The sequence below is a fragment of the Acinetobacter sp. 25-47-130 genome (assembly GCF_056779705.1).
In genome coordinates this window covers 246,573-261,006 of the sequence record NZ_JBWYII010000002.1, presented here as the reverse complement: position 1 = coordinate 261,006, position 14,434 = coordinate 246,573, and the positions used below count along the sequence as shown (strand labels likewise).

Sequence of the window (14,434 nt, the reverse complement as noted above, 5' to 3'; positions counted from 1 at the left end):
ATCAGAAGCGGTATGCACCACGTATAGCAAAGGTATTACCGTCATCTGCAAAACCAATTCGACCTTCGACACTTACTTGCTGATTGAAGAATTTTTTAGCATTTACACCAAATTCATCAAAAGATCCGCCGTTGAAATCTTGATTGAAATAGTCGACACCCACGCTGAGTGTTTTATCAATGTAATAATCGCCTCTTAAAGAGAACTCGTCTAAATCACCAAATGCAGCACCAGCCTCTAAATTCACATCGTTTGCGCCAATTTGAGTGACATATTTTGCTCGAATAGTAGGGTCAATGCCATCATCATAATCATGATCCCAACCACGTAAACCAGCTGCGACCAATAAAGATGGTGCTAAGAAATAACCAGCTTCAACTTTATAGAAAGTTATATCAAAGTCGGGAGTATTCGGAGCTTTTTCAGTTTCCTGAGAAATATTGGCATTTAGATAGAAATCAGTGTTTGGAACAAAATATTCAACTCCAACACCATAATTCCAATATTCGTTTACATCAAAGTCGTCATAAGACACTTGTGCATTCACGTTGCTTGAACGATTTAAAAATGCAGCTTCGTTTAATGGAGAGTTCTTGATTTGAACAGGATTAAAATAATATGTGCCATCAAGCGCAAAACCTGCAGAATTGCTACCATTATCAGGATCGATCAATTTGGCTGTAGCCCCAACTTCAGCTTGATACGCATGTGCAGTTCCTAAGCTTGCAATAAGTGCAGTCGCAAGTGTAATTTTTTTAAACATATATTGACTCTCTTTGTTATAGAAATATGACTGTTTTGTGACAGCTAGTTTCTATTGTAAGAACAAAAGGGGATGAGTCAATGTACATAAAATGACATTCCATCAGGTTTTTGCACAAAAAAAGCCCATCATTAAGATGGGCTTTTAAGAAACATTAAATCTTAATCAAGATATTAGAAGCGATATTTAGCAGCTAAACCGAATTTGTTGTAATCATTATTCGCAAGTTCACCAAAACCTACACGACCTTCTAAGCTGACTTGAGGTGTGAAGAATTTACGTGCGCTTACACCAAACTCGTTTGTATCTGCAGGACCAGTATCTTTACTATAGTAATCTACACCAACACTTAAAGTTTTATCGATGAAGTAATCAGCAGCTAGATTATATTCATCAAGGTCACCAAATGCAGCGCCAGCTTCTAAGTTGATATCTTTACCGTTAGACAATGTAGTTACATATTTAGCACGTAATGTTGGGTCAACACCATCATCATAGTCGTTATCGTAACCCTTAAGACCTGCTGCAATTAATAAGCCAGGTGCAGGCAAATAACCTACTTCAGCACCATAAACTGTCTCATCAAAATCAGGTCCAATATCAAATTTACGATCATCACGACCAACATTACCGCTTACATAAAAATCAGAATTAGGTACGAAGTATTCAACACCTACGCCGTATTGATGTCTTTCATCATCACCAACTTCGCTGTATTGGTATTTCGCATTTACATTACTTGCACGATCAAGGAATGCAGCTTCAGCTAGTGGAGCATTACGTGTTTGAACTGGTTGGAAATAATAAGTACCATCAACACCAAATGAACCACTTGTACTACCATTATCAGGATCGATAAGACCTGCAGAAGCACCTACTTCAGCTTGATATGCATTTGCAGTTCCAGTTACAGCTAAAGCAGAAAGAAGCGCAGACGCGATTGCTAATTTTTTCATGGATACTTCCCCTCAATAGAGTTAGTTGTTAATACATTTTTTGTTACAAGTTCAGTGTAGGGGAAAATCATGAAGGATCAATCAAGCAAAAGTAACAGTAATGTATCTTGTGTAATTTTTATGTAAAAATAAAACTTTAAATTATTGATTTTAAAAAATAAAAAATCATGTTAATTCATGTGAAAGATAAGGTGTTTTAGTCATTTTATGTTGCTTTTCAATATGAATTGTATGCAATTTGAACGAAAGTAGCAGTTTTGGCACTGCTACTTCCCCATGTTGAATGGAATTAGAATCGATATGTTCCGTTTATATTAAACTTATCTTCATCATCACTGAATCTTAAAATACTCCCAAGAGAGAGGTTATTATTGATAAAGTATTTGCCACGTAATTGGTATTCGTCTTTATGAATTTTACTAGTGCTATTCGTATCTCGCGTATAAGCACTACCTAGGCTTAAGCGTTGAGTTAAATAATAATCCCCACCAAATGTAATCGAATCAATATCATGTCCAAAGCTACCATCCAATTCTAAATTGAGATATTGACCATTTTGGTCTAATGGGGTGACATATTTGGCTTTTAAAGCAAAAGCATTTTCATCAAAGCCTTCACCTTTATAAGCATTAATACCTGCTGCTATCAGTAAATTTTGAATAGGAGTATAACCAACGAGAGCTCTATAGGTGGTTAGATCGAAACGCTGCTTAGCATGAGATGAACCGTTTAGTGAGCTTGAGCGTGACTCCACTTTATAATGTTGACGACCGACCTCACCTGTGAAGTACAGTTGATCAATATAATATTCTCCCCCTATTGAATAGCCGTGCAGCTCTTGTTTGCTTTGCGCAACTGTTTCATTTATATACAATTTATCGTCTTTAATATGCTGAAAACTATATTTCGCTGAAACGCGATTATGGTGGCCAAGAAATGCAGCCTCATTAAGTGGTTTATTTTCAGTATCAACTGCTTTGAAGTAATAAGTACCTTCTGTTTCAAATACACCGTGATAATCAACCTTGAGACTATCATGGTCAAAATAGGTATATCCAGCATCAATTTGAGCTTGGTAGGCCATGGCTGAAGTTGTCAAAGGGAGGATGGCCAAAGCCAAATAGGTTTTGTTCATTTTCATAAGTCTCTGCTTATTGTTGTAAAAATAAAGTAAGTATTTTTTAATAATTAAATGTATTGTTAATAATAACTAAACAATGGTCAAGAGAATATTGAATAAAAAAGCAAACTCTCAAGTTTTACTTGGCTGTGTTAAAATATTGGCAATTTTGATATAGACATATTTAGGATCTACACCGTGGAAATTAATCCTTATCTTCTCCAGCTAAAAGACTTGAGCGAACGTGGTCAAACACTACGGGGGTATCTTTGACTACGATCTAAAGAAAGAGCGTTTAGAGGAGGTTCTCCGCGAACTTGAAGATCCAGCAATTTGGAATGATCAAAATCGTGCCCAAGCGATGGCGAAAGAAAAAGGTGAGCTCGAAAACGTTTTAAATGTTTTAGATGGTTTAGCAACACAACTTGATGATGCACAAGCGATGCTTGATCTTGCTGTAGAAGCGGATGAAGAAGAAATGCTTGCAGATGTTCAAGCAGAACTTGATTCAGCTGAGGCTGAACTGGCTAAACTTGAATTCAGACGTATGTTTAGTAATCCAATGGATCCAAATCCTTGCTATGTCGAAATTCAAGCGGGGTCAGGTGGTACTGAAGCTCAAGATTGGGCATCTATGCTATTACGTATGTACTTACGTTGGATTGAGCGTCATGGCTTTAAAGCTGAGTTAATGGAAGAATCTGACGGTGATGTAGCTGGGATTAAATCGGCAACTATTCGTGTAGAAGGCGAATATGCTTATGGTTGGTTACGTACTGAATCAGGTGTACATCGCTTAGTCCGTAAATCACCTTTTGACTCAGGCAACCGTCGTCACACTTCATTCTCAGCGGTTTTTGTGTCTCCAGAAATTGATGACAACATTGAAATTGAGATCAATCCAGCAGATGTCCGTACGGATACATACCGCGCTTCAGGTGCAGGTGGTCAGCACATTAACAAAACAGATTCTGCAGTGCGTTTAACCCATGCACCAACTGGAATTGTGGTGGCTTGTCAGAACCAGCGTTCACAACATGCTAACCGTGATCATGCTTGGAAACAGCTTCGTGCTAAATTGTACGAATTGGAAATGAATAAGCGTAATGAAGCAGCTCAAGCACTAGAAGATTCTAAATCGGATATTGGGTGGGGGAGCCAAATTCGATCTTATGTGTTGGATGATTCACGTATTAAGGACTTACGTACTGGCGTTGAAAACTCAAACACGGGTGCCGTGTTAGATGGTGATCTTGATAAATTTATTGAAGCTAGTTTGAAACAAGGGCTTTAATCATTTTTAAAAAAAAGCAGGGCAAAAGCCCTGCTTTTTTTTGTTCTAGCACGAAGCTTGCTAGATTAAATCAGTTCAATGTTAGAATCAGAATTATTCGGCACAGTCATTCATAAACTCGATTTGTTAAATATCGTAATAATTCGATATTAATATCTATAAAAATCGATATAATGAGTTCAGCACAGTGCAGATCATTAACTTGAGTGAAATGAGATGGATACTGAAGCAATTTTTAAAGCCTTATCGAACCCGATACGCCGCCAAATTTTACAATGTTTAAAAGATCCAGAGCGCTTTATTCCACAAGATGAGTGCGTGCAAGATTTTAGTCGTGGCGTATGTGCAGGACAGATTGAAAAAATTGCAGATGTATCTCAGTCAACCATGTCTAATCATTTATCTGTTTTACAACAAGCAGGTTTGGTTCATGTTACTAAGCATGGTCAATGGTCTTATTTTTCTCGTAATGAAGCACTGATAAAAAGTTTTGCAGAACACCTTCAACAATCACTCTAACGATAATGAGTGAAGAGGATAAATGAATGACTGATTTTAGTAGCCCAGTAGTCTTTGGTGAATTAAAGCTCAAAAATCGCGTGGTTATGGCACCTTTAACGCGTAGTCGTGCGACAGATGATCGTGTACCAACAGAAATGATGGCTGAGTATTATGCGCAACGTGCAAGTAGTGGATTAATTATCTCAGAAGCTACCGTAATTTCTGAGGAGGCGAATGGTTATTCAAATACGCCAGGATTATTCACTGATGCTCAAGTGGAAGGGTGGAAGAAAGTAACCCAAGCTGTTCATGAAAAAAATGGCTTAATTGTCGCTCAGCTTTGGCATGTTGGACGTGTGTCACATCCAGATTTACTGAAGGGTGATATACCCGTTTCGGCGAGTGCTGTTCAACAAGCCGGATATGTCAGTTTGTTGCGTCCAAAACGTCCTTATGTCTTGCCACGTCCATTAGAAATTTCTGAAATTCATGCGATTACAGCGCAATATAAACAAGCAGCAATTCGTGCTAAAGAGGCAGGATTTGATGGTGTGGAATTGCATGCGGCGAATGGTTATTTAATTGATCAATTCTTGCAATCGAAAACCAATCAGCGTGAAGATGAATATGGTGGCTCGGTGGAAAATCGTGCGCGTTTCTTGTTAGAAGTCGTGGATGAGCTAATTGAAGTTTGGGGTGCTGGTCGAGTAGGTGTACATTTAGCTCCTCGTGGTGATGAACACGATATGGGTGATGATGATCCACGTGAAACTTTTGGTTATGTGTTAGAACAACTCGGTCAAAGAAACATTGCATTTTTCTTTACACGTGAATATTTGGCAGAAGACAGTATTAGTCAAGAATTAAAAGCGCGTGGACAAGGTATTCCTTTTATTGCCAATATGCGTTTAAGTCGAGAGGATGCTTTACAACTTCTCACTTCAGGTCAAGCTGATGCAGTGTCTTTTGGTAAAGATTATATCGCCAATCCTGATTTATATGAGCGTTTGGTACAGAATGCTCCTTTGAATGAATTAAAGTTAGAAAATATGATCGGGACGAATGTGGCTGAAGGCTATATCGATTATCCTTTTTTACAAGGAAATTGAAATTTAAGATAAGTATTTGAACCGAAAAAATTCGCAGGGTATGATCTCAACTTCGTGGTCATGCCCTATTTTTTTAAGAATGCTCGAGGTCTTACGTTTTGACAACTCCATTTTGGTATAACGCAGCATTGGCTTTATTAAAGCCAATTTATAAATGGCGTATAAAAAAGCGAACAGACAATATTGAGCAATTTCATCAAGAGTGCTTAGAGCGCTTCGGTCCGTTTCAATCTCCAAAAAATCTTAATGCGATATGGTTTCATGTGGTTTCAGTTGGAGAAACCAATGCTGCACAACCTCTGATAGAACATTATTTAAAGCTTGGGTATGCTGTGTTGGTTACGAATACCACCAAAACAGGTCAGGCTCGAGCTAAATCCTTATTTGCAAAAGCACCATATGTAGACCTTTTTCAAGCAGTATATTTACCTGCAGATCAAAAAAAATTAGTCAGTGCTTTTTTTAAAAAATATCAACCTAAAATGTTGGTTTTGGTTGAAACGGAACTATGGCCCAATTTAATTGATCAGGCGAAAATTAATAAAATACCCACTTTTTTGGTGAACGCACGTTTATCTAAAAAGTCAGCAAAAGGATACGCCAAAGTACCAAGTATTACTCAGCCTATGCTCAGCGGTCTGACTCAACTTTTGGCTCAAGATGAAGCTTCACTCAATCGATTTAGGGCTTTAGGTGCTGCTACAGCGCATAGTCAAACAGTGGGTAGTATTAAGTTTGATATTCATGCGCCTGAAGAAATGCTATTGAAAGCGCAACAAATTCATCAAGATTGGGATTTGCAAGCACGCCAAATTATTACGATTGCAAGCACACATCATCCTGAAGAGAAAAATCTGTTATCTAAGTTTAAAGATTATTTACATGATCATCCTGCCGTCTTGCTGATTATTGTACCACGTCATCCAGAACGTTTTGATGAAGTTGCACAAGCCATTCAAAGTCATGAGTTAAAAATGCATCGACGTAGTTTAGGTGAAATCATTGAGGCTGATACACAAGTTTATCTTGCTGATAGTATGGGTGAAATGTGGATTTGGTATGCATTGAGCCAAGCAAGTTTTGTGGGTGGATCATTAAATGAACCTGGCGGTGGACATAATATCTTAGAGCCAATATCACTCAATGTCCCGACTGTGATTGGACCGAACTACTTTAACTTTCAAACCATTGTCGATGAATTTGTGGAAGAAAAAGGGATTCTAATCGGTCAAACTACGGAAGAGGTGGTGAATCATCTTATTCAGTGCTTATCTCAGGATGAAACGATTTTAGCAGTACAAAATCAGGCTCAACAGATCATGCAACGGAATACAGGGTCGTTGCAAAAACATATTCATGTCCTGAATCAATACCTTTAGTTTTTAAATATATGAATATTGTATTGCTTGATCCTGCATCAGCACAGGATGACCTCTGGACGATTCAATCAGCACGCCAAATTGAGCATCTGAAGCATCAACTTGATATTAAAATTGGAGATACTTTAAAGGTTGGTATTAGAGGTGCTGGTCGATATACAGCTGAGGTCATAGAAATTTCTGAAAGGAAAATCTTAATTCAGCCACTTTATGAAGAGCCTGTGCCGAAGAAACTACCTGTAACGTTAATCGTTGCTATGCCTAGACCGAAAGTATTGAGACGATTGATTCAAGATGCTGTAACTCTAGGCGTAGAAAAAATCATTTTGCTGCACAGCTATCGGGTGGATAAAAGCTATTGGCAAACACCATTTTTACAGCAAATTAATCACTATGTTCAACTGGGCTTAGAACAAGCGGGTGATACATTTCCACCTGAAATCGAAATATATAAACGCTTTAAACCTTTTGTGGAAGATGTTCTTCCTCAAATGATTTCCGTTGAACGACCAGCTTATGTAGCACATCCTTATGCAACCCACAGTATGCCTCATGCGATTGAGCACCCGTGTACGATATTGATTGGGTCTGAAGGTGGTTATATTCCTTATGAGATTGATTTACTCATAAAAAACGGCTGCCAAGCTGTCAGCTTAGGCAACCGAATTATTCGTACTGAGACGGTGATTCCTTATGTGTTAGGTCGTCTGTTTAGCACGTGGTGATTCATCTTCTTGTGAAGAATCTCCGCGATAGACTTTAACCTCTTGAACTGGATATGGAATCGAGATTTCATGTTCAGCAAAAGCTTGAATCACTTTTTCTTGAACTAAACTAATAGATGTAGATGTCGCAGTTTCACCCGTATTCACCCACCAACGTACAGTGAGGTTGATTGAGAAATCAGCTAAGGCAGAGACATTCACGCTAAATGCAGGTTGACTGAGGATTTGTTGATCCCGGTCTAAAATACTCAAAATAATATCTTTCGCTTTTTGAACATCATCTTCGTAACCAATACCGACCACGAATTCACAACGACGACGTGGATATGCCGTATTAACAGTAACTGCATTGGTATAAACCGTTGCGTTGGGAATGACGATACGGCGACCATCAGGTGAACGTAAGTAGGTTGCACGAATTTGAATATCTTCAACGGTCCCCTCTAAACCATTCACAATGATATCGTCGCCAATTTTGAAGGGTTCACCGAGTAGAATTAAGATACCAGAGAGCAGGTTTTGAAAAATATCTTTAAATGCAAAACCAATTGCGACAGATCCGATCCCCAGTGCACTCATCAGCTGTCCAGGTGTAAACCCTGGAATTGCAATAACCATCGCAATTAAGAAGCCAAAGAAAATAATAAAAGAGCTACCGACGCGGTTGAGGACGAGCACTAAATTTTGTTTGGCATATGAACGCTCTGAAAGTGCTTTTCTGACAAATAATTTGAACAGCTTAGACAACAACCAAAATAAGGTAAATACAATCAAAGCAATACAGATATAAGGGATTCGTTCCCAAAAGCCATCCATGATTTTATCAATGGTGGTATATGCATCATTGTATTTCGCAGTATGTGCAATGACGGTTTGAGCCGTTTTCTCACTTGCATCTTGTAGAAGTTGAGTCGTACCTTGAGCCACCTGACTCAAAGAATTTTGTTGTTCAGCCACGAGTGTTCCAAATGTATTGAATGTTTACATTTTGCCTGAAAATACAGTGAATAAAAATCACGTTCGCAGGTTTTATCGTCATTTTTATTCATTGAATAAACTGAAAATAACAAAAAAATTGCATGTTTTTATAAACATTCAGCACCTTGTCCAACAAAAAAATCGAAATGGTATTTATTGATAAAAAAATGGAGTTTTTTGACAACGACAGATTTTACTTGCTTAGGAATGATGATCAGCAATGATTCGGATCATTGATTGTTAGATATTTTAGGTTGTTCAATTAGCAAGAAGATACGGATAACTTTTGAAATAAATGAATGCTCAGTCTACGACCAAAGCATGATTGTTTGAAATTTTAAAGTATAGTCATACTCAAGATATAAGACAAAAAATGATCAGTATGATCAAGACAACTCTCGAGATGAGAAACATAAATCAAGGATGCGAATTATGAATGAAATATATCCAGTACCCGAAGTTTTTAAAAAAACTGCACGAACCAATGAAGAGCAATATTTCGAGCGGTATAAAGCATCTATTGAAAACCCCGAAGCATTTTGGACCGAAGCAGCCAAGAAACTAGACTGGATTAAGCCTTTTACACAAGTCAAAAATACCAACTTTGATAAAGAGAATTACAAAGTTGAATGGTTTGCAGATGGCCAATTAAATGTCAGTGAAAACTGTCTCGATCGACATTTAAAAGAACACCCACATAAACCTGCGATTATTTGGGAAGGTGATCATCCATCACGCCATAAAATTATTTCATTTGAAGAATTACACGATGAAGTTTGTCGTTTTGCCAATGTTCTCAAGAAGCATGGCGTGACCAAAGGCGACCGTGTTGTTCTGTATATGCCAATGGTCCCTGAAGCAGCCATTGCGATGTTGGCATGTACGCGTATTGGTGCGGTACATTGCGTGGTGTTTGGAGGTTTTTCACCAGATTCTTTAGCAAGTCGTATTGATGATAGCCAAGCAAAAGTCATCATTACAGCAGACTCGGGCATGCGGGGTGGTAAGCCAATTCCACTGAAAGAAAACGTTGATGCAGCGATGGAGCTTGAAGGGACGAGCTCTGTACAAAATGTCATTGTGGTACATCGTACTGGTAACCCAATCACGATGCATGAAGGTCGTGACCTGTGGTATCACATGGAAATCATGACAGTCACAGATATCTGTCCACCTGAACCGATGAATTCAGAAGATCCGCTGTTTATTTTATATACTTCAGGCTCAACGGGTAAACCTAAAGGTGTGCTACATACTACAGGCGGTTATCTGACTTACGCGAACTTTACCTTTAGGGAAGTATTTGATTTAAAGCAAGACGATATTTTCTGGTGTACCGCTGACGTCGGTTGGATTACTGGTCACTCTTATGTGTTGTATGGTCCACTTTCAAATGGGACGACAACATTGATGTTTGAGGGTGTTCCACAATACCCAACTTGGGCACGCACTGGACATATTGTAGATAAGCACAACGTCACAATTTTATATACGGCACCAACGGCGATCCGAGCGATGATGCGTGAAGGTGATGCATTTATCCGTGAAAGTGACCGTAGTAGTTTACGCTTGTTGGGCTCCGTCGGTGAGCCAATTAATCCTGAAGCTTGGAACTGGTACTACACCGTAGTTGGTGAAAGTCGTTGTCCAATTGTAGATACATGGTGGCAAACTGAAACAGGTGGCTTTATGATTTCGCCTTTACCGGGCGCAACTGCACTTAAACCTGGTTCTGCAACACGTCCATTCTTTGGTGTACAACCTGCTTTGGTTGATGCTGATGGTAAAGAGCTAGAAGGAGAGGCTGAAGGTAATTTGGTGATCAAAGATTCTTGGCCAGGACAAATGCGTACCATTTGGGGTGATCCAGATCGTTTTATCGAGGCATATTTCTCAACTTATCCAGGGAATTATTTCACGGGAGATGGTGCACGCCGTGATAAAGATGGTTATTACTGGATTACGGGGCGAGTGGATGATGTTCTGAACGTTTCGGGACACCGCTTGGGGACTGCAGAAATTGAAAGTGCATTGGTTGCACATGAACATGTTGCAGAAGCAGCCGTTGTGGGTATGCCACATGACGTCAAAGGTCAAGGGATTGCAGCCTATGTAACTTTACAGGCAGATACGCCAGAGTCAGAAGAGCTCAGGAAAGAGCTAGTAGGTTGGGTAAGAAAAGTTTTAGGACCTGTGGCTACACCAGATGCAATTTATTGGGCGCCAGCATTACCAAAAACACGTTCAGGCAAGATTATGCGCCGAATTTTGAGAAAAATTGCTGCTAATGAGCTAGATAGTTTGGGGGATACCTCAACTTTGGCAGATCCACAGGTCGTGGATCAATTAATTGCTGAAGTGAAATCACAGCAGTAATCCCGATTAAACAGACGAAGTCATGTTTTAAATACCGTTAGTTCAACTAGCGGTATTTTTAGTTCAGTGATAAGAAAAGCAGGCATTGTGATAAGTCAAATCATGTTGATCTGCTAAGCTTATCAGCAGATGCGATACGGAATATAACAATGAATTCTCCCCTAAATTTTAACCCTGAAACGCCACTTGAGACTGCGCAAATACTTGCATCTGAGTTTGCGAAGACCGCAGCAGAACGCGACAAACAGGGTGGAAATCCAAAGGCTCAGCGAGATCTAATTCGACAAAGTGGTTTATTGCCTTTATCTATTCCAAAAGAATTTGGTGGGCAAGGTGCAACATGGAGCACGATTTTTAAAACCATTCAAACCATTGCTCAAGTCGATAGTTCGCTTGCGCATGTATATGGCTTTCATCATTTGCTTATAGCGACGGTACAACTTTTTGCACAGCCAGCTCAATATGGAGATTGGTTTAGACAAACCGCCAAACACAACTTATTTTGGGGAAATACGTTAAATCCATTAGATCGTAGAACAACCGCGAAACAAGTTTCTGACGAAGAATTTATCTTCCATGGTGATAAAAGTTTTTGTTCTGGATCAATTGATTCAGATATCTTGCTCTGTTCGGGATTTAATGAAGATGGAAAGTTACTGATTGGCGTGATTCCAACAGCACGAGAGGGCGTGAGCTTTCTTGGAGATTGGAATAATATGGGGCAACGTCAAACGGATAGTGGTACCAGTCATTTTGAACAGGTCAAAATTCGCAAGGATGAATTACTCCTCAATCCCGGTCCTTTAAGTACACCTTATTCAAGTTTGAGACCGCTAATTGCTCAACTGATTTTCGTGCATTTATTTTTAGGTGTTGCTGAGGGAGCGTTCAATGTTGCGAAAGAGACAGTTCAAACACAAAAAGCTTGGTCGAAATCACTGGTTGAACAAGCGGTGAATGATCCATTTACCCAAAAGCATTTCGCCGAATTTTATGTGCAACTTGAAGGTGTGCGCTTGCTCGCGGAAAAAGCGATCAATACATTACAAAAGGCGTGGGATGAAGGGGAAACATTAACTGCGGAGCAACGTGGTGAAGCCTCAATTGCAATCGCCACCGCCAAAATCGCAGCGACTCATACTTCACTTTATGTGACACAAAATATTTTTCAAGTGATGGGTGCACGCGCGACTACTGCAAAACTGAATTTAGATCGATTCTGGCGTAATGTACGAACCCAAACCCTGCATGATCCAATTGATTATAAATATCAGGAAGTCGGAGAGTGGGCATTAACTGGAAAAATTCCAGATCCAAGTTTCTACTCTTAGATCCAATGGATTATGAAAAAAGCCTCTATCGTAGAGGCTTTTATTTATTTTTGATGAATATTTTCTAAAGTATCGACAAGCGTACGTGTCATCTGATCAATTTCGTAATTGACTTGATCGCCGACTTGAACATATTTCCATGTGGTTAAGCGTAAAGTTTCTGGAATAAGATCGATTGAGATTTGATTGTTTGCACGATCAACCCGATTGACTGTCAAACTGCAGCCATTTAAACCGATAAAGCCCTTTAAGAAGAAATATTTGATATTGCCATTTGGAATTTCAAGGTCGATATGAAACGTTTCACCATTTTTGCTTAAATGCTTTACGGTTGCAGTGCCTTCAATATGACCATATAAATTATGCCCACCATTCTCAGCACCTACTTTAGCGGAGCGTTCAATGTTGACCTCATCACCGACGTTGAGTTGACCTAAAGTGGTTAATTCAAGTGTCAGATTTGAAACATCAAAATGCACTTGACCAGCGATCAGATCAATTTGTGTAGCGGTTAAGCAAACACCATTAATCGCAACACTGGCGCCGATAAATACATCATGAAAAAGATTGAGCGCATTAGAAATAACAAAAGTCCGATATCCCTCTTTATGCTGTATATCTAATACTTTTTCTAACCCTTGCACGATACCTGTATACATAATAAACCTTTGCCTAAAAATAAATCTTAATTGCTTTTAATCCTAACTGAGATCGTAGCGATGATCATCTTACGCAGATCAATTGGTTCTAGGTAAAAAGAAGGTCAATAAACCCAGTAGTGGTAAGTATGAGGTAAAGTGAAATACCCAACGAATACCTTGATGATCTGCCACATAGCCCAAAGCTGCTGCCGCGATACCGCTGATCCCAAACATCAAACCAAACATCAAACCAGAGACCATGCCGACACGACCTGGCATCGCTTCTTGTGCATATACAACCATTGCTGAAAATGCGGAAGACATAATCAATCCAGCAAGAATCGCAAAGATACACGTCCACATCAAATTCACATGTGGCATGAGTAATGCAAAGGGTGCCATGCCAATAAAGGAAATCCAAATGACAGCTTTACGACCTATTTTGTCACCGATAGGGCCGCCAGCAAAAGTACCGATTGCTACTGCGGCTAAAAAAGCAAATAAATAAAGCTGAGCTTGTTGAATACTGACCTGAAACTTTTCGATCAAATAGAAGGTATAGTAATTTCCAATACTTGCAATGTACGTGAATTTTGCAAACATTAACACACAGATAATCACAATTCCCTGTACAAGTTTAGAACCTTTCAACGGTGTTGATTGCTTGGCTTTTACTGCTGAAGCAGCTTGAACACCATATTGAATGGTCCATCGACTGATTCTGTAAAGCAGATAAATAGCGAAAATGGCAAATATCATGAGCCAAGCAACTGAGGCTTGGCCGTTCGGTACAATGATTGCTGCGGCCAACAGTGGCCCAACGGCAGAGCCGCTATTACCACCCACTTGAAAAGCGGATTGAGCAGTTCCGAAGCGACCACCTGATGCTGTTCTCGCTACTCGTGAGGCTTCTGGGTGAAAGGCAGATGAGCCCACACCGATGAGTGCTGCTGAAATCAGTAAGATTGGAAAAGTCCATGCAAATGCCAGCAAAACGATACCTAGCAGTGTAACGCACATACCCAAAGGGAGGAGGTAGGGCTTAGGATGCTTATCAGTGTAGAGTCCAACCCAAGGTTGCAGAATAGATGCAGTCATTTGATAGACCAAAGAAATAATCCCGATTTGGGTAAAGCTCAAGTCAAAATTGAGTTTCAGCATGGGATAAATGGCTGGTAAGCAAGACTGGATCAGATCATGTAATCCATGCGCTAATGCAATAGCGAAAATAATATGAACCGCCATTTTATTCGCTGAAGCA

13 protein-coding genes are annotated in these 14,434 nt (G+C 39.5%); 7 read left to right on the top strand and 6 right to left on the bottom strand.

The window, feature by feature from the left end:
• Window position 1 precedes the first annotated feature (1 nt).
• From AC1M83_RS04945 to AC1M83_RS04935, 3 genes are all read right to left on the bottom strand, one after another.
• Entirely contained in the window at window positions 2-763 is a 762-nt protein-coding gene (locus AC1M83_RS04945) for a putative porin (protein WP_035265808.1), read from the bottom strand.
• Window positions 764-936: 173 nt separating this feature from the next.
• Window positions 937-1,719, bottom strand: coding sequence for a putative porin (locus AC1M83_RS04940; protein ID WP_035265806.1), 783 nt, complete (start codon window positions 1,717-1,719; stop codon window positions 937-939).
• 289 nt (window positions 1,720-2,008) lie between these two features.
• Window positions 2,009-2,860: a putative porin gene (locus AC1M83_RS04935; RefSeq protein WP_051586529.1), complete on the bottom strand. Its 852-nt coding sequence runs from the start codon at window positions 2,858-2,860 to the stop codon at window positions 2,009-2,011.
• A 177-nt stretch (window positions 2,861-3,037) separates the two neighbouring features.
• On the opposite strand from AC1M83_RS04935, the gene prfB reads away from it, so the two are divergent.
• The 5 genes from prfB to AC1M83_RS04910 all read left to right on the top strand — a co-directional run bounded on the left by prfB (window position 3,038) and on the right by AC1M83_RS04910 (window position 7,847).
• A protein-coding gene (gene prfB / locus AC1M83_RS04930; protein ID WP_143047395.1) for a peptide chain release factor 2 occupies window positions 3,038-4,133 on the top strand; the annotation gives its coding sequence in 2 pieces (ribosomal slippage) (window positions 3,038-3,109 and window positions 3,111-4,133; 1,095 coding nt in all).
• 216 nt (window positions 4,134-4,349) lie between these two features.
• Window positions 4,350-4,652 (top strand): ArsR/SmtB family transcription factor, encoded by a 303-nt coding sequence (locus tag AC1M83_RS04925; protein ID WP_035265803.1) that lies wholly within the window; start codon window positions 4,350-4,352, stop codon window positions 4,650-4,652.
• Between the two features lie 26 nt (window positions 4,653-4,678).
• Window positions 4,679-5,743, top strand: coding sequence for an alkene reductase (locus AC1M83_RS04920; RefSeq protein WP_481590148.1), 1,065 nt, complete (start codon window positions 4,679-4,681; stop codon window positions 5,741-5,743).
• A gap of 98 nt (window positions 5,744-5,841) precedes the next feature.
• Window positions 5,842-7,122 carry a 3-deoxy-D-manno-octulosonic acid transferase gene (locus AC1M83_RS04915; protein ID WP_481590147.1) on the top strand — a complete coding sequence of 427 codons (1,281 nt, stop codon included), beginning with the start codon at window positions 5,842-5,844 and terminating at the stop codon, window positions 7,120-7,122.
• Between the two features lie 11 nt (window positions 7,123-7,133).
• On the top strand, window positions 7,134-7,847 hold the full coding sequence (locus tag AC1M83_RS04910; RefSeq protein ID WP_481590146.1) for a 16S rRNA (uracil(1498)-N(3))-methyltransferase: 714 nt from the start codon (window positions 7,134-7,136) through the stop codon (window positions 7,845-7,847).
• Here the strand turns inward: AC1M83_RS04910 and AC1M83_RS04905 are convergent.
• Entirely contained in the window at window positions 7,821-8,804 is a 984-nt protein-coding gene (locus tag AC1M83_RS04905) for a mechanosensitive ion channel family protein (RefSeq protein ID WP_481590145.1), read from the bottom strand. The genes AC1M83_RS04910 and AC1M83_RS04905 overlap by 27 nt on opposite strands.
• Before the next feature lie 453 nt (window positions 8,805-9,257).
• Between AC1M83_RS04905 and acs the strand changes: the two genes are divergently transcribed.
• Window positions 9,258-11,201 (top strand): acetate--CoA ligase, encoded by a 1,944-nt coding sequence (acs, locus tag AC1M83_RS04900; RefSeq protein WP_092766504.1) that lies wholly within the window; start codon window positions 9,258-9,260, stop codon window positions 11,199-11,201.
• Window positions 11,202-11,350: 149 nt separating this feature from the next.
• Complete coding sequence (locus tag AC1M83_RS04895; protein WP_481590144.1) at window positions 11,351-12,532, top strand: acyl-CoA dehydrogenase family protein; 1,182 nt, start codon at window positions 11,351-11,353, stop codon at window positions 12,530-12,532.
• A 44-nt stretch (window positions 12,533-12,576) separates the two neighbouring features.
• Here the strand turns inward: AC1M83_RS04895 and AC1M83_RS04890 are convergent, their stop codons facing one another.
• Together AC1M83_RS04890 and AC1M83_RS04885 are read right to left on the bottom strand one after the other, a co-directional pair.
• Window positions 12,577-13,191 (bottom strand): riboflavin synthase subunit alpha, encoded by a 615-nt coding sequence (locus AC1M83_RS04890; protein ID WP_481586860.1) that lies wholly within the window; start codon window positions 13,189-13,191, stop codon window positions 12,577-12,579.
• Between the two features lie 78 nt (window positions 13,192-13,269).
• A complete protein-coding gene (locus tag AC1M83_RS04885; RefSeq protein WP_481590205.1) occupies window positions 13,270-14,418 on the bottom strand; it encodes an MFS transporter in 1,149 nt (382 codons plus the stop codon).
• Between the last annotated feature and the right edge of the window lie 16 nt (window positions 14,419-14,434).